Annotated in this window: 17 protein-coding genes and 1 tRNA gene; 9 read left to right on the top strand and 9 right to left on the bottom strand. The window is 36.2% G+C overall.

The features are described 5' to 3' along the window. Positions 1 to 986: 986 nt before the first annotated feature. Complete coding sequence (locus tag IPI31_10375) at positions 987 to 3,353, bottom strand: T9SS type A sorting domain-containing protein (protein MBK7568213.1); 2,367 nt, start codon at positions 3,351 to 3,353, stop codon at positions 987 to 989. Positions 3,354 to 3,515: 162 nt separating this feature from the next. Between IPI31_10375 and IPI31_10370 the strand changes: the two genes are divergently transcribed. Then, positions 3,516 to 5,744, top strand: a complete 2,229-nt coding sequence (locus IPI31_10370; GenBank protein MBK7568212.1) for a hypothetical protein — start codon at positions 3,516 to 3,518, stop codon at positions 5,742 to 5,744. Between the two features lie 66 nt (positions 5,745 to 5,810). Further along, positions 5,811 to 6,377 carry a T9SS type A sorting domain-containing protein gene (locus tag IPI31_10365; GenBank protein ID MBK7568211.1) on the top strand — a complete coding sequence of 189 codons (567 nt, stop codon included), beginning with the start codon at positions 5,811 to 5,813 and terminating at the stop codon, positions 6,375 to 6,377. Between the two features lie 563 nt (positions 6,378 to 6,940). On the opposite strand, the gene IPI31_10360 is transcribed toward IPI31_10365, so the two are convergent. The 5 genes from IPI31_10360 to IPI31_10340 form a co-directional block, all read right to left on the bottom strand. Further along, positions 6,941 to 7,024: transfer RNA gene (locus tag IPI31_10360), tRNA-Leu, on the bottom strand. A 104-nt stretch (positions 7,025 to 7,128) separates the two neighbouring features. Further along, a complete protein-coding gene (locus tag IPI31_10355) occupies positions 7,129 to 7,653 on the bottom strand; it encodes a Fe-S protein assembly co-chaperone HscB (protein ID MBK7568210.1) in 525 nt (174 codons plus the stop codon). Beyond that, positions 7,650 to 8,501, bottom strand: coding sequence for a hypothetical protein (locus IPI31_10350; GenBank protein MBK7568209.1), 852 nt, complete (start codon positions 8,499 to 8,501; stop codon positions 7,650 to 7,652). The genes IPI31_10355 and IPI31_10350 overlap by 4 nt, the downstream gene beginning before the upstream one ends. Continuing rightward, on the bottom strand, positions 8,501 to 9,817 hold the full coding sequence (gene rseP, locus IPI31_10345; protein ID MBK7568208.1) for an RIP metalloprotease RseP: 1,317 nt from the start codon (positions 9,815 to 9,817) through the stop codon (positions 8,501 to 8,503). Before rseP ends, IPI31_10350 begins: the two co-directional genes overlap by 1 nt. 65 nt (positions 9,818 to 9,882) lie before the next feature. Beyond that, on the bottom strand, positions 9,883 to 11,376 hold the full coding sequence (locus IPI31_10340; protein MBK7568207.1) for a GH3 auxin-responsive promoter family protein: 1,494 nt from the start codon (positions 11,374 to 11,376) through the stop codon (positions 9,883 to 9,885). A gap of 480 nt (positions 11,377 to 11,856) precedes the next feature. Between IPI31_10340 and IPI31_10335 the strand changes: the two genes are divergently transcribed. From IPI31_10335 to IPI31_10315, 5 genes are all read left to right on the top strand, one after another. Then, the gene (locus IPI31_10335) at positions 11,857 to 12,336 is read left to right on the top strand and encodes a hypothetical protein (GenBank protein MBK7568206.1); all 480 of its coding nucleotides are present in this window, start codon (positions 11,857 to 11,859) and stop codon (positions 12,334 to 12,336) included. A gap of 381 nt (positions 12,337 to 12,717) precedes the next feature. Then, positions 12,718 to 13,209 carry a hypothetical protein gene (locus IPI31_10330; protein MBK7568205.1) on the top strand — a complete coding sequence of 164 codons (492 nt, stop codon included), beginning with the start codon at positions 12,718 to 12,720 and terminating at the stop codon, positions 13,207 to 13,209. 26 nt (positions 13,210 to 13,235) lie between these two features. Further along, on the top strand, positions 13,236 to 13,724 hold the full coding sequence (locus tag IPI31_10325) for a methylated-DNA--[protein]-cysteine S-methyltransferase (protein MBK7568204.1): 489 nt from the start codon (positions 13,236 to 13,238) through the stop codon (positions 13,722 to 13,724). Between the two features lie 92 nt (positions 13,725 to 13,816). Next, positions 13,817 to 14,209 (top strand): T9SS type A sorting domain-containing protein, encoded by a 393-nt coding sequence (locus IPI31_10320; GenBank protein MBK7568203.1) that lies wholly within the window; start codon positions 13,817 to 13,819, stop codon positions 14,207 to 14,209. Positions 14,210 to 14,301: 92 nt separating this feature from the next. Continuing rightward, positions 14,302 to 14,853 carry a septal ring lytic transglycosylase RlpA family protein gene (locus IPI31_10315; GenBank protein MBK7568202.1) on the top strand — a complete coding sequence of 184 codons (552 nt, stop codon included), beginning with the start codon at positions 14,302 to 14,304 and terminating at the stop codon, positions 14,851 to 14,853. A 30-nt stretch (positions 14,854 to 14,883) separates the two neighbouring features. On the opposite strand, the gene IPI31_10310 is transcribed toward IPI31_10315, so the two are convergent. The 3 genes from IPI31_10310 to IPI31_10300 all read right to left on the bottom strand — a co-directional run bounded on the left by IPI31_10310 (position 14,884) and on the right by IPI31_10300 (position 19,846). Further along, a complete protein-coding gene (locus IPI31_10310; GenBank protein ID MBK7568201.1) occupies positions 14,884 to 15,342 on the bottom strand; it encodes a GNAT family N-acetyltransferase in 459 nt (152 codons plus the stop codon). Between the two features lie 464 nt (positions 15,343 to 15,806). Further along, positions 15,807 to 17,717 (bottom strand): molecular chaperone DnaK, encoded by a 1,911-nt coding sequence (gene dnaK, locus IPI31_10305; GenBank protein ID MBK7568200.1) that lies wholly within the window; start codon positions 17,715 to 17,717, stop codon positions 15,807 to 15,809. Between the two features lie 671 nt (positions 17,718 to 18,388). Beyond that, the gene (locus IPI31_10300; protein MBK7568199.1) at positions 18,389 to 19,846 is read right to left on the bottom strand and encodes a hypothetical protein; all 1,458 of its coding nucleotides are present in this window, start codon (positions 19,844 to 19,846) and stop codon (positions 18,389 to 18,391) included. A gap of 129 nt (positions 19,847 to 19,975) precedes the next feature. On the opposite strand from IPI31_10300, the gene IPI31_10295 reads away from it, so the two are divergent. Then, positions 19,976 to 22,177 carry a T9SS type A sorting domain-containing protein gene (locus tag IPI31_10295; protein MBK7568198.1) on the top strand — a complete coding sequence of 734 codons (2,202 nt, stop codon included), beginning with the start codon at positions 19,976 to 19,978 and terminating at the stop codon, positions 22,175 to 22,177. Between the two features lie 21 nt (positions 22,178 to 22,198). After that, a complete protein-coding gene (locus IPI31_10290; GenBank protein ID MBK7568197.1) occupies positions 22,199 to 24,679 on the top strand; it encodes a T9SS type A sorting domain-containing protein in 2,481 nt (826 codons plus the stop codon). The last annotated feature ends 54 nt before the right edge of the window (positions 24,680 to 24,733 follow it).

Genomic DNA, 24,733 nt, shown 5'->3' with positions numbered 1-24,733 from the left:
AGTTAATTTTCATTCATTTAATAATGAACAGTCCTGTAGGGACGAAATATCGGTAGCGTGATAAGTATAGAGGATAAAAATCCCGTAGGGATGACATATAGAAAATTTAACGGTAAGGTCAACTTCTTAATCAGAAAAGGTAAGTTTCAATGCTAAATTATTTCAAATTTTCGTTGAGCATTTGAAACAATCATTAAAGTGATGCTGCTGCGTACAGCCTGGTTGATTATCAAAGGAATTAAGTGCTTTTAATTCAATTGGAAAAAGTTTATCAGATGAATCAGTTTTATCAGTTAAAAATAGTTCCTCTAATTCCAGAGTTGAATCTGATTTCATACTTTCGATACTATAAACTGCCTCTACACCAGTTGAACTTATAATCTCATCTGCCTCATAGAGGTTAGCAATTTATTGCATATTTATTACATATTTTTGAAGCTGGATTCGGATATTGGGATAAATAATATAAAGAATTGATATATACGGATCAACAAAGTCTATTGGTTGCTCATATTTGTCCTTTGCAAAATCATCACCATTGCTTGGTTGGCTTGGTTTATTCTTATCCCAATCTTTTAAATTCCATTCAGGCCCCCATAAATATTTAATCTCCTAAGGAGTGAACATAGGTCCTATAATATATTTATTTGCCTCATAGAAATCTTGCTATTCTTTTTCTGTTTTATTTTTATAATTCTCCCCTAATTTCAAACAAATGGTATTGGAAGTATCATATAAATCAGCTACCCATTTATCATGATCAAAAAGAAAATATCCGTTTCGGTATCAGAAGAATTCTGAGTATTAGCCAAACTATTAAAAAAAATACAAAAACAGAGAAATATAAATTAAAGCCGGAATATTTGTGTGTTTGAATTTTTCATGTTAATGGTTATTAATTTTTTATTCTTTCAATATATTTTAAAAGACTTTATTTAGCTGCCAACATTCAGGTGAATTTCAAAAAAACGCTGATATGTTATCTATTACTCTTTCACAAATTTTATTACCGCATTCTTACTTTCGGCGCCTGTTTCCAATAAATAAACCCCTGCAGCATATTTGCTTACCTCTATTTCAGTAACAGGAAATATTTTATTAAATGTTTCTATAATTTCCCCGGTAACATTTTTTAAATGAAATGTTCCTTGCTCATTGTCATTCCATTGAATGTATAATTTATTGTCAGTTGGATTGGGGTAAATAATAATTGCATTAGAAACTGTTCCATCAATTCCTAACCCTTCATCAATCAGTTCATCACAATTATCATCTATTCCATTTAATATTTCATCGGCACCTGGATAAATTAATGGATTGGTATCATCACAATCAGAATCATCTTCAACAAAACCATAGGGAATTTCACAAGAGAGCGAATCAACATCTATATTTCCATAATTGTCAGCATCAGCATCTTCATACGAATGAATATAGGTAAGGTTATCATCAATTATTCCATCACAATCATTGTCCAAATAATCACATATTTCTGTTTCGCCTGGGTAAATTAAATTGTTTGCATCATTACAATCGGTTGAATCAAAAACGTAACCTGAAACTAGTTCTAAACAGGAATTAATAAAAATATCAGAATTACCAAAACCATCTTCGTCAGCATCTATATAGAAAGTATTAATTATTAATCCTTCGTCAATATCACCATTGCAATTATCATCAACATCATTACAGATTTCGATCATAGAAGGATTAATTCCGGCATTTAAATCATTGCAATCAGAGCTATCAGAAACATAACCTATTACCTCTGAACAGGAAATTGAATCATTTAATGCATCACCAAAACCGTCATCATCAACATCAAGATACAAAGTTAGAAACGTTGCGTCCTCGTCAACCAACCCGTTACAATTGTCATCTATTAAATTGCAAACATCAATTGCACTAGGATAAATTAATACATCTGTATCATTACAGTCAGTGCTATCCGAAACGAAACCAATTGGAACTTCACAACTCGTAGAGTCGTATGCTATATCTCCAAATCCATCTCCGTCATTGTCTGCATAAAAAATAGTTTCTATACAAGGCGGTGCCAGTTTTACGACCCAAAAATCCCAATTTAAAATTATTCCATGATGTCCAGTGACATCACCATCACTTGAGGCGGCCCATCCTGTAACACAGAACCCTCCATCATTCGTTTGGATAATTGACAACGCAGCATCAGATAAACTACCGCCTAATGACAATTGCCAATTAATAGTTCCTACAGAATCAATGTTAACAAGCCAGTAATCTCCGTAACCAGCATCACCATGGTGTCCGGTAACATCACCATTATCTAGTGTTGCCGATACCCCCGCAAGTATGTACCCATTTTCTTGGGTATGTTGGATCCAAAATCCTTCATCTGTTCCATTGCCACCATAACATTTTTGCCAAATTAAATTTCCGGTGCTGTCTATTTTAGTCACCCAATAATCATAGACTCCTCCATGAAAGCCCGAGACATCACCGTTGTTTGATTCAATATATCCAATTACAATAAATCCGCTATCAGGCGTCATCTCTATGCTTTGTGCTAAATCATAATCCGTACCGCCAAACATTTTTGACCATTGAATAGCGCCTTCCGAATCAATCCTGAGTATCCAATAGTCAGTTGCTCCGTGATTGCCTGAAACATCCCCATCATTTGAATATGAATAACCCGCAACACCAAAGCCCCCATCGAAGTAAGGCATAATTGCGTGTGCTTGCTCGTCATTAGAACCTCCATAACATTTTTGCCAGGTCAGGTCACCTGTAAGGTTTAATTGGACCACCCACACATCCTGTCCTCCATGATTACCTGAAACGTCACCATTATTGGACGAAGTCATACCGCATAAAACATAACCAATATCATTTTGGGAAATAGAATAACCAATCTCATGTGATGAGCCACCATATGATTTCTGCCATTCAATAACGCCAGCCTCATCGATCTTCACTACCCAAACGTCATCTCCACCGTGGTTCGCTGTTAAATCTCCATCCGACGATGTTGAATATCCAATAAAAATAAATCCATTGTCAGAGGTTTCCTGAATTTGAAACGCTTCTTCACCAGCTGTCCCGCCATAAGATTTCTGCCACTCCAAACTGCCTAAACTGTCAAGTTTTAAAAGCCAAACATCAACTGAGCCATGATTTTCGGTTATATCCCCATCGTTTGATGCGGTGGTTCCAATTACAAGGAAACCGCTATCTGAAGTTTCAATTATTGAATTAGCGTTCTCATAATTACTCCCACCTAATGCCTTTTGCCATTGAATGTCAGGAGCTTGTGCCAAAAGCAGCCCTCGAATTAAAAGATTAATTGATAAGGAAGAAAATAAGGCTCTCACAGGTGGAATTTTAATAAAATTATAAAAAATAATTGGAAACTTATAAAGGTATATATTTGAACTCCCGATGAAACACTGAATGCAGGTTTCTTACCCACCTTTATCTAGTCGGGACATAAATAATTAACCACTTACTTATAATTAAACACTTACTTAAATTTTATGAGAATTAAAACACATGCATTTCTATGCTTTAAAACTTCACGAAGTTTTTTTATTAACTCCTTTTTATTAATGTTTTGTTTGGTTCAATTCATTAATACAAACGCCAAAAATAATAGAAATTATTTTTCGCTTGAGGATTTTTCAACTAAAAGTTTCCCAGATTCACTCTTTGAGGATAGCTTATCGGTTTATGAAAATGGGGATACTGTAAATCTGTTTACTTCAGGACAAGACACATTAATTGTAATTTATGCTTCCGAGAATGAAGATACCAGTACCAACGAAAAACTTATTCCGTTTGCTGCCGAGGATATGGTGATAAGTATTAACAGTAACTATCAAGCTGTGCAGCATGGTTTGTATGGAATAAATGTTTCAGATCTTTTTGAACATGCTGGCGAACTCACCCCCGCTGGTCTTCCAAATCCATATTGCGCTCAGGCATGGGATGCTATAGCCAGACTTGACCCAAAAGTTGTCCGTGCATTTAGTGGATCTGGAAGTAAGTTTATGCACCCGTTAGGTTCAGATAACACAGATCTGTCAAATCCTTTCGTAGGAACCAGAAATGGAGGTTATGGATATAACATTGAAGAACTTATTAGATATTATGACTTTACTGATGATCTCGGTAATTACCCTGGATGGGCCTCGTTTTTGTTAGACATGGCAGGAGCGCAAAATGTAACTTGGATTCAAAGTGGAGAAAGAACAGCTTTCCTTGAATTTTATACTAAATGGAATAATCAACCTCATTTTGACCCAGCCGTTATTCCCATTTTGGAAAATCAACCGCTTTATATCAACCAATTCATTCGACTAATAGAATTAATCGAAACAACAAATACTCTCTCTGGAAAGGTTGATGTCCTTATTGCTCTCAATATTTTAAGTCAGACCTCAAATGAAATGAAGGATATGTTTTCCTATTTGACCACGGATAATACTATTTATCCAGTTAAAATCGCGGGTGTAGAAATGGGAAATGAATGTTATTTCCCTTCACATAATCGATTGATTGGTTTTTCAGACTTTGACCACTATTGGTATTATATAAATGGCGGAAATGATTATCAAACTGAATTTAGCGATCCCTTAGATTTTGACTTGACCGATATTTTAAGCCCTGCAATGCAAGCTGATCACAATTTTATCGGAGATTTAAGAGCATACCTCCCAGTAGGAGCTAAAATTGGCATACCAGCAGAAAATCTTGCAAATGGCGATGGTTGGGCTTTTAAAACAGCAAACCCAGAGGATACTCTTTACGCGCCAACAGGTGATCCTGGTGGATTTTCGCCTTGTGAACTTGATTGGAATCAATGTTTAGCGCTGCATTATGGTGAAATGGCTGGTGAAGATTATGCATTTGACGCTGTGATTCTGCATCCTTATTATACGCCGGGTAATGACCAAGCTGTCGGTTTTGGAACAAATTGGGGACGTATTCCTACTAATTATGACACTAATCCATTGACTCCAAACCATTTAGATAATGATATTTCAATTGACAATGGATATCAGGACTTTACTACATCCCAATATACTTATGCTACACCAGATGCTAGGCTTCAAACTGCATTTCAGGGTATGGTTGGGATTCCAATTTCTGATGATGGTGGTGTCTCATTCTACGAGGGAACAGGGAATATCAAAACATTAATTAGAACAAGATATCAAGCAGAATATGTCGAGCATGCAAACGTTTTAAATTTTCAAAATACAGATGTCGGCTCACAGTATAAAGAGTTATGGACGACAGAATGGAATCTTCATGATGGGGATAAGTTAAATTTTATGGCTCTATTAGATCCAGATCGAGTTACCGTTACAGAAAGATTAGCTGTCTATAGCAACACCCTCGTTCACTTAGATTTGTTACAAGAATGGTATTTAAAAAATTTGAAGATAAATATTCAACCTGGGTATCGACATAATTTCTTTACCTATGCAACGCTTCAAAATATTGCTGGAGGAAGCAATATAGATGTGCTCAGCAACAGTCATTATCAAGACCAAATTAATTTAGGTTTTGCGATACCAGCGACTTGTGATGAAGATGATATATTACCCGATTATTATATTAGAAAAGGTTCATACTATGGATATTCATTGTTAAAAACAATATACGAGAAAAACCTGAATTATATTTCTTCGACTACCTCCATGTATGTACTTAACAACAACCTGGCTCCAACGGTTTTTTTGGCACCACCTTCAGAGTAAAAATTATATATTTATTATACTAATATTAAAAGCATACCCTAGCGATACATAATTGACCCTAACAACTTGGTTACAATATATACTGGAGCCGCGGGAATTTCATTTAGCACTCCGTCGATATTATGTGTTGATCCGCAACAATTATATTCAACTTCAGGCAGGTCCGCGATTTTAGATAAAATCACTAACCAATATCCATGTAGCACAAGTCCTCTTACCTATCCTAATTGGTTTGATTTATCAGCTGCTGCCGGCGTACCTGGATTTGGTTTTGTTTCATGTCCTCCAGGTGTTCCTGCGGATTGCAAATGCGTAGAAGTACCTGCTACATCAGTAGGTTATTTTGAAATCCCATTTACATTACTTCGCTTAGGAGAACTTGAAGATATTTATCGCATTTACCCAAACCCATCTTCTGAATATTTTATTGTTGAATTAATTACTCCAATTGAATTTGAAAATAAGGATTTTCAAGTTGACATATTTAATATGACCGGTAGTTTAATAAAATCTAGATTTGCAACTGAGGGTCAAAAAATTAGTGTTAGTGATTTGGCGGTTGGAGTTTATAATGTTGTAATTAAAAAAGAAGGATTAAGGACTGAATCTGAAGTATTTGTAAAAATGAAGTAATGAAATAGTGAATATTATTTCCTTGGATTAAATAGCAAGTGCCCGTTACAAAATGTAGCGGGTTTTTTTATTATATCAATTAATTAAATCTAATAGCCTCCTGTTTTCCGCATTGAGCCAGTTTAGTTTAAATATTAAGGTTAAAGATTTTTAGTAACTCTTGTTGATTGTCATGGGGTGCAAAAATGAGTGCTGATTTAGCAGAAGATTGGGGCATCTCAACGGTAATCCTGTAGATAGTTTTCATTAAATCAATTGCTTTTTCAATGGTGATTTAGTTTTTGACAATTTAGGAGTTAATTTTATTTGCCGATATCAATAAACAGTCCTGTAGGGACGAAATCGGTAGCATAATAGATAAATTGGACAAAAATCCCGTAGGGATCACATATAGAGAATTTAACGGGAATGTCAACTTCTTAATCAGAAAAGGCAAGTTTCAATTCTAAAATATTTCAAATTTACCTTGAGCATTGGAAACAATAATAAAAGTGATGCGGTTGTGCTGCTGCTCAGATTTCAACCTCTAAACCTTCTGTTTGGCAGGATTTCAGATTAATTTGTACCGAAGGTGGGACTCGAACCCACACGTCTGTTGAGGACACTGGATTTTGAATCCAGCGTGTCTACCATTCCACCACTTCGGCAATTATATTTTAAGAACGTTTATCAGGAATTTTGTGATCTACCATCCACAAAATTTGCTGTCTGCTATGCTACAACTTCGGCTTAAATTTTTAAGCACGATAACCTAATCGACCGCAAATTTATCCAACTGAGCCCGAATACGCAATAAATACTTGCGTTTATAGTAAAATTCTTTTATGGCCTTGTAATCGGTTTCTGTGGCAGTTTCTTCGTTATAACTGCTTAAAATGGGCATTATGGAGTCTAAAAGTGCAGTTTCTGTGGTTTGAATATGATTCAAAACTTCTTGTTTTTTTTCGGGTTCAGGGTCAAATTCCACTTCCATGGCTAGTTCGTTGAGGTCCATCATTTCCATTAAAAACATTTGGGGAAGGGCGAATTTTTCTTCTTCTTCGAGATATCCTTTCTCCATTAAAATATACTTAATGCGCTTGTCGAAATCGGATAAAGTTTGAAAAGCTTTGTTGTTTTGGGTGGATAATTCCAAAATTTCATGTTGTTTGCTTGCATCTGCCCCGGTATAAAAATCGGGATGAAACTTGCGGCTTAAAGCGAGATATTTTTGTTTTATTAATTTCTCATCTACAAGAAACGACATAGGCAATTCATACAATTGGAAGTAACTCATTTTCTTGCTCCTGCGGGATAGGTGGTAGTTGTTTGAATTGACTGTGACAAATAATCAGCAATGAGCGGAAATTGTTGTGATACAATTTCGTCGACATTGGTTTGTGCAGAACCAAAAGTTACTGTTATGGCATCTCCCTTTAATTGTTTTCCTTCCGCATTATAAACAGAATAATGCACCACCACCTTTCTTTCAAATGAATTTTCAGCCCTGTCGAGACAATGGTTATAGTTAGTAATTAATTCAAACTGATTTATGAATAAAAACAGATCGGTTCCGTATTTTTTTTGAAGATTCGGAAATATTTCCGGATGGGTGATCACTGCATTCATATATTTGGTGTTTGCAGGTTCTTCTTCCTTTTTGTTGAAGGAAATTTTCTTTTTTTCCTCTTCAACTTCTTCTCCCCCCAATCCAAAAATATCCGGCTGTTTTATTGTTTTATTTTCTGCACTATCCTTTGCATTAACATCCATTGGTTTTTCAAACTGATATTTAATGGATGCATAGATCATATTGAGATCTTGTCCTGATTGAAGTGTGGTGTCAACTAAAATATTATAAGGATCGTATGCTGAAATTACCCTTGCACTGATATTATAATTTAATCCGTATCTGAAAAGTGTGGAAATATCTGTTACATCCTTTTCATTTTTTTGAGCCAGTTCAGGATCAGCATCAGAAAAATAATTATACATATTAAACGGGATGATCATCACCTTGTGTTTTGGATATACCGTATCACCTGATAATAATTGTCCCCCTGTTGAATTTTGAGCAAAATTAATTTTTGCAAAAAACAACAAACAAATTGTTATAAATAAAACTCTTTTAAAAAAACGGGTCATTATTCAAACATTTTCACAATATCGTTTCCAACAGCAAAAACCATCAAACTCAGCAACAGCACCATCCCCACAACTTGTGCCCTTTCCATGAATTTATCTGATAATTTTTTACCGGTAATACTTTCAATTATTATGAACATCATATGTCCTCCGTCTAATGCAGGTATAGGTAATAAATTCATAAATGCCAATACCATACTCAATAATGCCGTCAACAACCAGAAAGAACTCCAATCCCAAACCGGATTAAATAATTTTGTTATACCTATTGGACTAGAAATGGAATCTTTTGCAGGAATATCACCCTTTAATATTCTCCATAAACTTATTGCCTGAAAATAAAATACTTCAAATGCATCTCTTGTTCCGTAACTCACTGCTTTTGCAAAAGTATATTTTACAGAGTCGTAAGGAAAAAATTCTATATCCGGTTTAAATCCTATTCTGCCATCGCGATTAACAGCAACAGGCATAGTATTTAATTGCCCGTTTCTTTCCACGGTAATAAATACCTGTTGATCTTTTTTAGATTGTAAAACATCTATCAGATGCGAATAACAGGTGATATCTACACTATCCACAGATCTGATAATATCTCCCATTAAAATTCCAGCTTGTTTTGCATTGAGCAAAGTATCACTAAGAGAATCAATTTTTACCGTTGCTTTAAGATCAAATAAAATATTTCCACGCATTTTATCTAGGAATGCAGAATCGGCAACAGTAATTGGAACTTGATTTCCATTGCGTTCCACCACTACCTTCGATCCAAAATATAAACGCGCATTCATATAATCATCCAAACGTTCGTATGAATTTCCGTTGATCGAAATTAATTTATCTCCGGTTTGAAAACCGTATTGTTGTCCGGAAGTAGTTGCATAAATACCTCCTTCCTTATTTACACCTTCAACAGTTGTATAATGTTTAGCGTAATTATTCAGAATAAAAATGTATAAAATAATACCGAGTATCACATTCATAACGATACCGGCTATCATCACAACAAATTTTTTCCAGTTTGCTTTGGAACGCAATTCCCAGGGTTGCGGGGGAAGTTTCATCGCTTCTTTATCCAGACTTTCGTCCACCATACCGGCAATTTTTACATAACCGCCGAGGGGTAACCAACCAATACCATATTCGGTATCGCCCCGTTTAAACGACCATATTTTTTTGCCCCATGCATCGAAAAAAATGTAAAATTTTTCAACTCTGACTCCGAACATTCTTGCGGCCAGAAAGTGACCGAGTTCATGTATAAATACTAAAATTGTGAGTGCTAAAATTAATTGTGCTACCTGTATAATTACCATAATTGCTGCGAAATTCGTGAATTTTACTGTGATTTAATGTATTGGAAAACTAAAGTTTGTTAACACTAGGTCCATTGTTTAAGTTCATCGGCTATCTTGCGGTCGTTACTGAGTCGGGCTACCTTGTTTTGTCCTCCTAACTTGCCAACAGAACGCATATAATCTTTAAATCCTCCGGGTTTAACAACGGTTATTACCAGTGGTCTCAGTATTTTTCCTTCTATGAGATCTTTGTAATAAATATTTTTTTGTTGAAGATAAGCATCAATTTTAGCTCCAAAAACATCCATTTCGACCAACGGGGTAGAAAACTCGACGAACCACTCATGATAAGGGATGCCTGAAGTTGGGTTAACCTGAGGAGCAACGGTAAATTCGACAAATTCCACTTTTAGCTCCTCTGCTGCTTTCATCATGGCAAACTCCACCTCCTCTCCTATCACATGTTCACCAAAGGCAGAAATAAAGTGTTTAATACGACCGGTTACAACAATTCTATATGGGTCTTTGGATACAAATTTTATGGTATCGCCGATATTATATCCCCATAATCCTGCATTATTATTTAATATGAGTGCGTAATTAATATTTAATTGAACATCCTTTAAAGAAATGCGTGTTTGATTTTCCTCAAAAATTTCTCCTGCAGGAATAAATTCGAAAAAAATTCCGGAATCCACGTTTAATAATAATCCTTCTTCTGTTTGCGAATCCTGGTAGGCAATAAATCCTTCGCTTGCGGGATATGTTTCTATTGTGTCAATTTTTTTCCCGACTATAGCTTCAATTTTTGTTCGGTAGGGTTCGTAATTAACTCCGCCATAAACAAAAAGTGAGAAATCGGGAAAAATATCTTTTATCTTTTGTTTTCCGGAGATTTCTAAAAGTTTTTCAAAGTACATCAATACCCAAGGTGGAATTCCACTTATGAGCGACATTTTTTTTGAAATTGTTTCTTTTGCAATTGCCTCTACTTTTGTTTCCCAATCTTCTATACAATTTACTTCATAAGAAGGCATTCGGTTTTTTAATAAATATGCAGGAACAAAATGATACACAATGCCGGATAATCTACCGACATTAATTCCCGCTTTTTCCGTTAATACAGGGGATCCTTGAAGAAATATCATTTTGCCATTTATGAAACTTGTATTTCCTGTTTCATGAATGTACATCAGCAATGCATTTCTTGCAGAATTAATATGGTTAGGAATTGATTCTTTTGTTAAAGGAATATATTTTACTCCTGAAGTAGTACCCGAAGTTTTTGCAAGATATAATGGTTTGCCCTTCCACAAAATATCTGCTTCGCCTGCAACAACTTTATCTATATAAATTTTTAACCCCTCATAATCACGGATAGGGATATTTTTTTTAAAGGATTCGTAATTATTTATTTCAGAAAAATTGTGATCCTTTCCAAATAAAGTAGATTGCGCATCCTTCACTAAATCCAACATGATCTCTTCCTGACAGTTCAATGCATTTTTCGCCGAATTTTTTACTTTTCGGGATATGTAAGCTGCAAAGGGTCGGGAGAATAGTGATTTTAGGCCCACGGCACAAAGATAAATAAAGATTCGAAGGGTTATTCATGAAGATTCGAAGGGAGAAGGGAGAAGATTCGAAGGGTAAGGTTCTAAGGATCTAAGGAAGGAAGGGTGGTAAGGTGGAAAAAGGGGAGCTCGATATTAACTGTAAATTTTACACCCTACTTTTAACTTATTCTTAGTAATAAAATTTTACACTCAAAATCAATCTAATCCCGATTCCCGCGTCCCGATTCGCGTGTCAATTTACGGCTCTGACTTCTGAAATTATACTACAATCGAAGTCACTTACGTTTTAAGTAATATGAAGAAGAACGTATTAATTGGAGGCAAACGCCGCGATAGGGTAAATTCATTACTCCCGTCCGACCGGGTCATCCGGGCGGGCATAACTCATTACTCATTTACCCGATAAATAATAACGAGTACGCTAATTTTCAATCAGTCTCCATACTGACCATTGACTCTTGACTCCTGACTATTGACATTATGAAAAGAACTTTTCTGATCGGTATAATTATCATCATAACTAATCAACTTCCGGCCCAAAAATACATCACCGCTGCAGGCGTTCGATTTTCGAATGAAGGTTTTGGATTGAGTTTACAACAACGCATTTTTGAACATACCACCATAGAGGCGATCGGACAAATTAATTTCAAGGAAGTTTCTGCCACCGCAATGATCGAACATCATAATAATTTATTATTTACAAAAAGTTTAAATATGTATGGAGGAATAGGCCCATCCGTTGGAAAGTATTTATTATCAGATTCTTCTTATGTTGGTTGCAATCTTGTTTTTGGTGTGGAGTATAAAGTATTATTACTCCCACTCGTAATTTCCGCAGATCTAAAACCGGCATTTAAATTACAAGAGGATGATTGGTTTCATTTAGGTATTGGTTTTTCGTTTAGATATGTATTGGTTAAACAAAAAAAGGGATTTAAACTTCCATTTCAGAAATAGAAGGATCCTGTTTCCCGGGTGTTTTTTTTGCCGGGAAGGCGGTAAGAACGGGAAGGAAACGGGAAGGAATTTTATTTGGAATGAAAGATTAATTTCCTACGAATATTTTTTTTGCCACGAAGGCATAAAGGACACAAAGTTTTCACGAAGAGGTTTATGAAATATAAAAGTAGAATATTTTCCAAATGACTTTAACACATTAATTAGTATTTAAAATAAAAGGCTAATACAAATCAATCCTATGTCAGTTTCCATTGTCCTTTGTCAGTCCTATGTCCTACTTCCTACTTCCTATTTCCTATTTCCTACTTCCAAAACCATTGATTTTTTGAATTTAACAAACCTTCAGCATACTTTTTCTATTTTAGCAGCCGATATCATATGAAGAAAATATTTATATTGACCTTAATTTTCTGCAAATTGTTCAGCAATTCGCTGCATGCACAGAAAACTTCCGATTTTACTAATCAGTTTAAATGGCTGGTGGGAACCTGGCAAATAAAAACGGATGGAGGTAATATGGTGGAGCAGTGGACGAAGGTAGACGACCAAACTTATAAAGCAGTTGTGAATTTTTTGCAAAACCCTACCGATAGCATCAATAAAGATCCCCTGGAAATTATTACCCTGAAACAAGAGAACGATACCATTTATTTTATTTCAGAAGTAAAAGATCAGAATGATGATCTTCCGGTTAAATTCATTTATTCGGGCATAGTTGATGAATGGTATATTTTTGTAAATCCGAAACATGACTACCCTCAAATAATTTCCTACAAACCTGTAAATAAAAAAACATTACATGCGAAGATCGAAGGTATGGTGCAGGGAGAAAATAAAGTGATAGAATTTAATTACACGAAAAGTAAATAAAATTAAAGAATGGTTAAATTTGTTTAATGGCTCATCTCAATGCACATTATTTTGAATCGCCACTCGGACTTCTTGAAATTAAAGGAGATGAAAATGCAATTCATTCCGTTAGTTTTGATATGTTACCAAATGGCAAGGAGTATATTAGCAACGGAATTATTGCCGAATGCAGAAAACAACTGGAAGAATATTTTGCAGGAACCAGAAAGAAGTTTGATCTGAAATTAAATCCTGTGGGCACATTTTTTCAATCCTCTGTTTGGAATCAACTTTTAGAAGTGCCTTATGCAAACACTGCGAGTTATCTCGATCTAGCAAAAAAGGTTGGCGACGAAAAAAGCGTTCGGGCAGTTGGTGCGGCAAATGGTAAAAATCCTATCGCTATCATAATACCCTGCCATCGAATAGTTGGTTCAAATAATTCGTTGGTGGGTTATGCAGGAGGACTCTGGCGAAAGCAATGGTTACTCGAACACGAAGCTCAATTTGGCTTAGGGGTATTGAAGTTGTTCTGATACCAAACAATGTTTGAACAATATTTTGAAAATTTAAATTTTTGATTACTTTTGTCATAGTCATTGTGCAACCAGTTTAAATTTGACCTGATATGAAACTACGCAGCTTACTCATGATATTTTCCATTTTACTGACCTTTTCAGTGAGTGGTCAAATTGCAAAAGCATCTAAAAGCGGAATTTGTGGCGCTATAAACACAGGAAATGAGGCTCCTGAGTTAAAATTAGCATTTGATCAAACGATATCCGTTTCACCAAATCCACTACAAAGATTAAATCCGATTCTCACGATATCTGCTGTAAACATTGAGGTTTATGGTTATATCATTGTAAATGGCACAGGTCAGATAGTAGAACTTGAAAACCTGAGCGGGAAGCCGGATGGTAGCATTATCAATCTTACAGGTGCTGTTAATTGTGGCACTTATATCATACGTTTCGACACCAACGCTGGTTATATAACCAGGAAGTTTATGGTTATCTGACCTTTCAGAAACGGCTCCATCCTATCTATGTGGATAACAGAGTGGCCTAAAATTTGGCAATACACCCTGTATTAACTAACTTACATCAATAAATGAAGCCTATTATGTTTATGCGAATGCTGTTCACATTGCTGTTAACCTCGGTTATAGCGGTGGGTTATGCACAACACGCCAAGACTGAAACGGGGACAGCGAGTTTTTACCACGATAAGTTTGTGGGGAGAAAAACCGCAAACGGAGAAATTTTTACACAGGATAAAATGACTGCAGCCCATAAATCGCTGCCCTTGGGAACCTGGGTAAAAGTGACCAATCTCCGAAACGATTCCACAATTATTGTTCGTATCAATGACAGAATGCCTTATAATAGCAAACGATCCATTGACCTGACTGAAACCGGAGCCTCAAAACTGAACTTTATCGCCAGCGGTTTAACGAAAGTTTTGATCGAGATCATCCCGGATCCAACCAAAAATATGATCACTTTTATCAGACCTGCAGATCTTCCTTTGGAACCTGTTGAAATGATCAAGGTAAGAGCAATAGAATATGATAATACCAGAGTTGTGGGTATATCTCCAATCCGTGATCTTATTGATTGGGAAGTTTTTTATGCGAATAAGGATCAGAAAAAAAGAAAATAAACGCTTAGATTTAACCTATAGAAAAAGGGCCTAATACAGGTCCTTTTCCATTTCCCAATGTGGTATGGTAACTTCCTCAAACATTTCTCCTACCTGTTTGTAGTTGAGTTTTAAATAAAAAGGAACTGCCGTGTCGCGAGCGTGGCAATAAATGAAATTATATCCCTTCTCCACAGCCAATTGTTCCGCTGCAAAGATCAACTTAGCTCCTATTCCCTTTCCTTGATGTCCGGTTGCAACTACAACTTGTTTCATTTTCATTTTACCATTTCCTTCGGGAACCAGAATAAGTGAAGCGATTAATTTCTCATTCTGATAATATGCCAGATGGAAATAATCCGATTCGGCAGCGAGTTGCTCTGATGTGAAGTGCAGATTTAATGGTTTGCGCAATATTTCATAGCGCAGCGCCACAATTTCATCGTATTCGGTGGAGCCGAAATTTACCAGACTAATCCTTTCAGTTGCAGAGATGCTAATTTGTTTCATAATGTATGTGCAAAATTCAGAAATAAATTTGACAGTCGGGTGGTGAATGGTGAGTGGTGAATATGCTCCGATTGACGATTCACGAAAATGAGTAATGAGTTATGAGTAATGAGAATGACCCAATTAAGAAAAAAGTTTAATCCCAAAATCAAAGCTCCAATGTTACCTGAGTCGTATTCACGGTTCACGACTCTCGAAATTAGTCAGGAGTGAAACCATCCGGCTCACGAGGAGCAATCTCAGTACTCACTATTCACTACTCACCTAATCGTCAATAGTCAATAGTCAAGAGTAAAAGCTCCGGCTCACGAGGAGCAATCTCATTACTCATAACTCATCACTCATTTCCCCATCCCAGTGAGACCCTCACTAAAAAAGTGAGAGCCTCACTTGCGTTTTACATTAGCGAGACTCTCACTTGCGGTCTAGGCAAACTCATCACTCATTACTCATTACTCACTTCATCACTTCACTTCCTCAAACTCAACATCATCTGTCTTTGCATTATTATTATCTGCCGACTCATTAGTTTGTGTTTGATCTGAAGTTGGATTTTCTGTTTGTGCACCTTGTTGAGCGGCGTACATTTCCTGACTTGCGTTATTCCATGCAGTATTTAATTTCTCCATGGCTGCATCGCAAGCGGCAACATCCTGTAATTTATGCGCTTCGCGTAATTCGGCCAAGGCATCTTCAATTGGTTTTTTAGCACCATCACTCAACTTCGCACCGAATTCCGTTAATTGTTTATCGGTTTCGAATATCATTCCATCGGCCTTATTTAATTTCTCCACTTTTTCACGTGCCTGTTTGTCAGTTTCCTCGTTTGCTTTCGCTTCATCACGCATGCGTTTGATCTCATCATCACTTAAACCTGTGGAGGCTTCAATACGGATACTTTGTTCGCGACCGGTTCCTTTATCCTTTGCTGTAACATGCAGGATACCATTGGCATCAATATCAAATATTACTTCAATTTGCGGAACACCTCTGCGTGATGGCGGAATACCATCTAATATAAATCGACCGATGGTTCTGTTATCTTTTGCCATGGAACGTTCACCTTGTAAAATGTGAATTTCCACTTGGTTCTGATTATCAGCTGCGGTTGAAAATACCTCACTTTTTTTAGATGGGATCGTAGTATTTGATTCTATCAATTTGGTAAATACTGAACCTAAAGTTTCAATACCTAAAGAGAGCGGAGTTACATCCAACAACAATACATCTTTTACTTCCCCTGTTAAAACTCCACCCTGAATTGCTGCACCAACGGCAACTACTTCATCCGGATTTACGCTGCGATTTGGTTTTCTTCCGAAGAATTGTTCCACTACTTCCTGAATTTTAGGAATACGGGTAGAACCACCAACCAGGATCACTTCATCAATATCAGTTTTTGCATAACCTGCATCTTTAAATGCAGCTTCACAAGGGCGCAATGTGCGTTGAATAAGATCATCGCTTAATTGCTCAAATTTTGAACGGGATAATTTTTTAACAAGGTGTTTTGGAACTCCGTCGATGGCAGTTATATAAGGTAGATTAATTTCCGTCTCCATAGAGGAAGATAATTCCACCTTAGCTTTTTCAGCAGCTTCTTTTAAGCGCTGTAAGGCCATTGGATCTTTTCTAAGATCGATATTTGGTTCTTCTTTTTTAAATTCATCTGCCAACCAGTCGATGATCTTTTTATCAAAATCGTCACCACCCAAATGTGTATCACCGTTTGTTGATTTCACTTCAAACACACCATCACCTAATTCCAAAATAGAAATATCGAATGTTCCACCACCAAGGTCAAACACTGCAATTTTCATGTCTTTATGACGCTTATCCATACCATATGCCAAAGCTGCTGCTGTTGGTTCATTTATGATACGTTTTACTGTAAGTCCTGCAATTTCGCCGGCTTCTTTTGTTGCCTGACGCTGAGAATCGTTAAAGTATGCCGGAACAGTAATAACTGCTTCGGTAACTTCCGTTCCAAGATAATCTTCTGCCGTTTTTTTCATTTTTTGTAACACCATGGCAGAAATTTCCTGTGGTGTATACATTCTGTCACCAATTTTAACTCTCGCAGTATCATTATCGCCACGCACCACTTCATAACTCATCATACCGATCTCATTTGCAACTTCGCTATAGCGATGACCCATGAATCGTTTGATACTTGAAATTGTTTTTCTTGGGTTTGTAATGGCCTGACGTTTTGCGGAATCACCCACTTTGCGTTCACCATTTTCCAAAAATGCCACGATGGAAGGCGTAGTTCTGCGACCTTCATCGTTCGGAATAACAACCGGTTCATTTCCTTCCATTACGGATACACAACTGTTTGTAGTTCCTAAGTCAATACCAATGATCTTTCCCATATCTTGCTTTTTTTTATTTACGCTTTTAATGCACGGTTGCCAAGTCAATGATTATACCATTGGTAAATTTATGACAACGTGACAGATTTTTTGTTCTGAGTTCTGGGTTCTGGGTTCTGGGTTCGGGGTTCTGGGTTCTGGGTTCTGGGTTCGGGGTTCTGGGTTCTGGGTTCGGGGTTCTGGGTTCGGGGTTCTGAGTTCGGGGTTCTGAGTTCGGGGTTCTGAGTTCGGGGTTCTGGGTTCTGGGTTCTGAGTACTGGGTTCTGAGTACTGGGTTCTGGGTTCGGGGTTCTGGGTTCTGACATGTAGTAGATCTCCTGCGTCGATCACTACATGTTTCAGTTCTGGGTTCTGAGTTCTGAGTTCGGGGTTCTGAGTTCGGGGTTCTGAGTTCAAAACGGAGGAAAATCATCCGGGGGAGGATTGTTGTTGCCTGTCCGTCCATCGACGGGTTCTTTATTCCTTGTTCTTTATTTAATATTATATTTCCTTAGTAGAGTTGAAGGGGTTGAAGGAGTTGAAGGGGTTGGGTTCGGAGGAAAATCTTCCAATGCTTCAAACTGCGACTGCGACTGCGACTGTTCACTGTGTTGCCAGTTCAGACGAAAATCATCCAATGCTTCAAACTGCCCAGTGCCACTGCCCACTGTTGACTTCATTCCTTCATCCCTTCATTCCTTCATTGTTTCATTTATCTTCTCCAACAACCAATTCTTATTCGCCACCGAAGCATTTATTACCTTGGTTTTAAGACTTTGTTTTCTTTCGTTGTATAGGGCATTTCCTAAAACCTTTTTATTGATATTGAGCATGGATAATTTGTAGGTATATAAAAATAAATTGCGGTAGAGATCTGCTTGTTTTTTGGAAAGTTGTTTCCCTCTTAATAAATAAACGCGCACTGAATTGTATAAGGAAGAAATTGCATCATGATCTTTATCGGCATAATAAATTTTCAGCAACATACTTCTGGAGTCGAGATAATAAACCGGGTCGGTGAATTGTATTTTATTTAATTCATCCATTGCCTCAGAAAATTCGTTTTTTTCAAAATAAATTGCGGCGAGATTATAGTGATAGGCATTAAATTTAAAATCGTGATGCAACCTGCCCTGATATACTTCCACAAAATCTTTAGCCCGTTCAAATTCTTTTAATCGCAATGCCACCGTTACATAATTTTTAAAGGTATATTGCGTCATATAGGGGCCTTCGTACATGATATTTTCCATGAGCATTAAATTATAAAGATCAAAGAGTTCGGCAAGCCAGTTAGTGTGATTCAGATTGATGTGATTTACGCACTGATTTTGCCCGTATAAACAGATCTCACGGGCAGTTTTAGGATGCATGGATTTAATTAAACGGGCCAATAATAATTTGTATTTTTTGAATGCCTCTTCATCATTTAAATCGCGCAAAAAATTAAATACCTGGTAATACAATTCTATCAAAGGATCTATATCCTGAACCAGTTGAACATTTTTGAAGTATTGTATAAAAGTTTGCAATTGTAATTCGTCAAAATCCTGAGAACGCAAATTTTTTCTGTTCACTAATTCGCAATACATACGCATTGTTTCCAACAAATAATATTGTTGGAAATCATGAATCACAGGTTCTAATAATCCGTATTCTCTTTTTTTTGCAAGGGCTGCTGCGTATTCATCTTTGAGAAGTCTTTTTTTAAATGTAAAAAACGAATTTTCAGGCGATTGATATTGTTCATCATTTAAATCATCATCATTTAATTTTTCAAATTGCCGGAGTAAACCTTTTTTGAGAAACATTTCTGATAATGCCCAGCTTTTAATATTTTCGTTTTCCATGATCCAACTTATCTGAAGAAATTGCAGGAGCACTTTTTTCAGATCTGACAGATAATTACTTATCACCTGAACATTGAATCCTTTTTTTTCGAATACACTGTTATATAATCTCTCTGCTGCATTTTCATCTATATTGTTTCTAAAATGCAAAATGCCTTCCGCAAATTTTCCCAAATGCCGGGTTTGGTCAATTAATTCCGACTTTGTAAAGGCACAAAATTCTTCGGCCTCCTCTTGAGTCAGTTTTTCATATATATTCCAAAAGGACGAATCCAATATTAAATTATTATTTTCAACCATAAGTTAATATATATTATTGATTATCAATCAATTATAAATTTTTATGTCGATTTTAATGGTTAAAAATACGCAAATAAATTCTTGGTTGCTATTTTAAATCCCATCATCTTTGGTATCAATAGTTAAATAATGAATAAGATCTATCGCCAAAAAGTCCTTTTTATATTTTTTATTCTGCTCTGCTATTCCCAGCAAATGAAGGCTCAGCTTGCACCTTGGGTATATGTTGGCGGCTCAGGTATGCAGGATGAAGCCTCTCAAATATTGAACGGCCCCTCCGGAGAATATATTTCCATTATCAATGGAGGCGAGTCGGATACAATTACCTTTTCCGTGATCAGGTTAGATCATGAGGGAAATTTGATCTGGTTCAGACAATTTGGGAAGAATGATTATGTTGAATATCCTAATAACCTGGATTTTTCTGAGGATTCTGCATTGATCTACATAACTGGATTTGCCAATGCGGATACCTCCATTTGGGGAATAGAGTTGGATTACAATACCGGAGATCTAATTGCAACAACCGAAGACTGGTCGGACGACAGTGGTTTAGGCAGTGGAGTTAGCGTAAGAGGATTTAAAAATGGTTTTGACAATTACACGTTGTATGGTTATGCAAACGGAAAATTACATGTATACAATACTTTGGATACAGAAATCTTATTGGACTCGGTGTCTTATTATTATCCGGTTACAATATCTGACGAGAAATTAATTATTAATGATGCAGAACTAACTGGTTATGGCAATATACTGACAGGATCATATGGCCCAACTTACATACCATATGTTTGGTTGGTATATGAACTGGATTCTATTGAATTTCATGAATGGGGCCGAGACAGTATATTAATAAATGGAGTAAAAAAGGTAAAGGCACTTAGAACTGCAGTGGTAGGGAATAATTTGGATTCCTCGCAAATCTATTTTGCAGTTTTTGATACCATTGACGGATTTCCAATATTAATAGATATACTCTTTCCAGATCCCGGTTATAAAATTGTGGCACATGATGTAGTGCAACATATTGATGGTTCGTATTATATTTTAACTGTTCAGTATTTGGTATCCGGAACAAAAACTGTATTAATTAAATTAGATGAGGACGGAAATTATATTTCGGAACAAATAATTCTGGAGGATGCGGGTGACGTTGAACTTACCAATATTATAACAAACAATTTTTACGACTCCGATTATCCATTTGTTTTATCCGGATTTATAGATACCGAAACGCCGGAAAGGGAAAAAGAATATTTAATTGTAGGGTCTGATGAATTAGGCAATTTCCCCGAATGTGTTTTTAATTGTGTATGGCCAGGAGATGCTGATAATTCGGGGTTGGTGGATATGAGCGATCTTTTCCCGTTAGGAACCGGATATTTATTTACAGGTCCGCCGCGCGACATCATTACCGATGATTGGATGGGATACAATGCAGATCTTTGGCCAGATTCTACAGGATTATTTTTAAATGCAAAATACGCCGATTGTTTGGGTGATGGTGAAATTAATGAAGATGATACAACTGCTATAATTTCGAATTACGGATCAGGTCATGCTGTATTTGATCTACGATTATCAGATGGTGGTGATTTTCCTATCTGGTTAAATACAGCAGGAATTATTTTACATTCCGGATATAATGAAATACCTATCATGTTGGGAACGGAAGCAATTCCTATTGATGAAATTTATGGAGTGGAATTTACGATCAGTTATGAAGGAGCTCCATTTATAGTTGATTCTCTTGGTTTATCTGTGTATTTTATTGATTCCTGGTTTGGAATTGTAGAGGATGAGCTGATCACATTAAATTACAAACCAATTGAACCGAGAGTTGACGCTGGTGCTGTTAATACAAATTATATTAATAAGGGTGGATATGGCCAAATTGGAAAATTAGGATTTATTGTAGAGGATAATATTGCTGGCATCATGATAGAAAGTGGTGATAGTTCCATCATATTTAATATTACCGGTGCCACAGGAGTATTAAATGATCTTACTCCGGTAATGTTGGATGGTTCGGCCTATGAAGTTTGGGCGGTAACAGGAATACATGATATAGATCAGAAAGAGGATATTATTTTATATCCTAATCCATGGCATGGTGAGGAGTTGAAAGTATTTCCGGAAAATTATATTCTGCAAAATTTTGAGACATATACAATACGGGACATCACAGGAAGGATGATTTTAAAAGGAAACATCAATTCAAATACAATTCCAATCCAAAAAAATAAATTACAGGAACAGGGCAGTTATATTCTCGAACTTACAGGTAAGGAATATAATCGGCTTTTTCATCTGATATACATAAAATAATTCACCATTAAAACTTAAATTATGAAAAATCTCCTTACAACATTTTTAATCGCATGTGTAACACTAATGGCCGGGAAAAGTTACGGACAGGCAGCAGGTGTTACCTTTATTAGCGAAACAGACTGGACTGCAGAATCAAAACCAACCACAGATGGCAACATTATTTCTATAAGTCGTGGTACCGGAGGTCTGTATGATTATTATTTAACAAAACTTTCCACAGACGGCGACATCATTTGGTCAATTGGAATTGATGGCCCAGTTGGTTATCCAAGTTTACAAGATATTTTTAGTTTATCAGATGGAAATTATGTAATGTTTAGTGACAATTATTTTGTAAAATTTAATTCCGAAGGAGCTGTTATTTCTGATATTTTCTTTACCTCAGAAATATTGGGTTATGATGATATTCCAGGGGATGCAGGTTTCGCTGATTATGTTGATGTTGCCCAAGTGGATGGTGGGTTTATTTTTTATTCCAGGGGCACTGCAGCAGGAGAGGATTTTGTTGCAATCACAAAATTGGATGAAGACGGAAATTCCATATGGTCCTACGCCTATAGTTATGACAATTTCAACAATTACGCCGTTGTTGTAAAGGATGAATATGTGTACTTTTCAAATTCGCATGGGTATCCTGATTATACACATCCTTTAACAATAATAAATTCACTTGATGGTTCAATAGTTTCAGAGACAACCCCTGATGAATATTTATATAATATTGATCTTATTAAGGTTGAAGATGGCATAATCGAAAGCGGAAGAGGTGATTACCTAGGTGACATTACGGATGTGCTAACCAAGTATAATTTTGATGGCGAAGAACTCTGGACAAATTTCTTCACTTATACTGGTTTCGATAGCGGTTATGTGATAGAAATAATAACATTGGAGAGTGGTAATTTGATAAGTCTCAATGTCGCTTCAGGAGTTGCAGAGTATGAATATCTATTGAGGTATTATGACGAGTTTGGTGATACGATTTTAAATGTTCACAATTTTCTGGATAAAGAATATTTTGACATAAATGATATGGAAAGGAATGGCGACGAACTTATTTTTTCAGGTAAATATTACGGTTTGGTAGATGGTGTGGGTTTTGTTTTAATTACAGATACCTTGGGTCAATTTAATCAATTGGTGATTCAAGGGACTGTTTATTATGATGCAAACGATAACGGACTTGTTGATCCCGAGGAATTTACTTTTCATGACAGATTAATTACCACTGATCCACCGGGAAATTTTGCCTTCTCAAATGCTGAAGGTGATTATACCATGCATATTTATGAACCCGGAATTTATTCCATAAGTACAGAAAACCCTGAATATTGGGATATTATAGATCCGTCAGAATATTCCGTTGAATATGATATTTTAGGATTGGAAGACACTTTATTTAATAAGGATTTCCGTTTGGATTATACTACTCCCGTACTTGATCTTCGTGTTAATTTATACCAGTCAATTATCGCACCCGGATTTTCAACAAATAGTTGTATAACGGTAGAAAATGTAGGTAATCAGGTTGCAGTGGATGCAACAGCATACTTACATCATCCATCAGGATTAACTTATAATTCAGGAACTCTTTATTCAGATTATACAGATACTACAATTACGTGGGAATTACCTGATTTTAATCCTTACAAGCCGATCACATTTCACTCGTATTTTACAGCTAGCGCCGATTTTTTAATTGATGATATCAAACTTACCGTTGGCTCCATCGAACCGGTTATCGGTGACTATATAATCGAGAATAATGTTGATAGTATATTCACCACAGTTGTAGCAGCATGGGATCCTAATCATAAAACAGTAAATCCTGCAGGTATAGGTGACGAAGGTTATATTGATCCGAATACGGAATGGCTGGAATACACTGTTGAATTTCAAAATGTGGGTACAGCCCCTGCAACATTTGTATATATTGATGATGCGATTGATTCTCATCTAGATTTGAGCAGTATAGAAATATTGGGCGCTGATCATGCTTATTGGATGGAAGTATCAGATGAAAATAGAATTACCTGGCATTTTGACAATATCAATTTACCGGATAGCGCAAGCGACCCTGCAGGAAGCAGTGGTTTTGTAACTTATAAAATAAGGGTGAAGGAAGATGCGGTTGTTGGCACTGTAATTACAAACACTGCATACATTTATTTTGATTACAACCCGGCAGTCATTACCAATACAACTAAAACAACACTCGAACTTCCAAATTCCATTCAGGAATTTAATAAGTATTTAAATGTTTACCCTAATCCTGCGGGAGACCATATTATTTTGCAATTAGAGGAAGAAAATACTTCCGGTTGTAATATTAAAATTTATAATATTAACGGCGAAGTTGTTTTAAATGGAGTTCTTGAAGCTGGAAATCAAATGATACAAATTAATTCGTCAAATTATCCGAATGGGATATATTTTATTAATTGTTCGGATGTTGAGGGAATATTAAAAACGAATGCTAAATTTATTGTGGCACATTAAAATATTTCTTTTTTTCAGATCAGGTAATTTAGTGGGAGCCCCCATCTCCTTCTA

The sequence above is a fragment of the Bacteroidota bacterium genome, assembly GCA_016706865.1.
Lineage (GTDB): Bacteria > Bacteroidota > Bacteroidia > Chitinophagales > BACL12 > UBA7236.
Note: the sequence above shows the minus strand (reverse complement) of the source record. Positions and strands in the feature narration are given on the sequence as shown.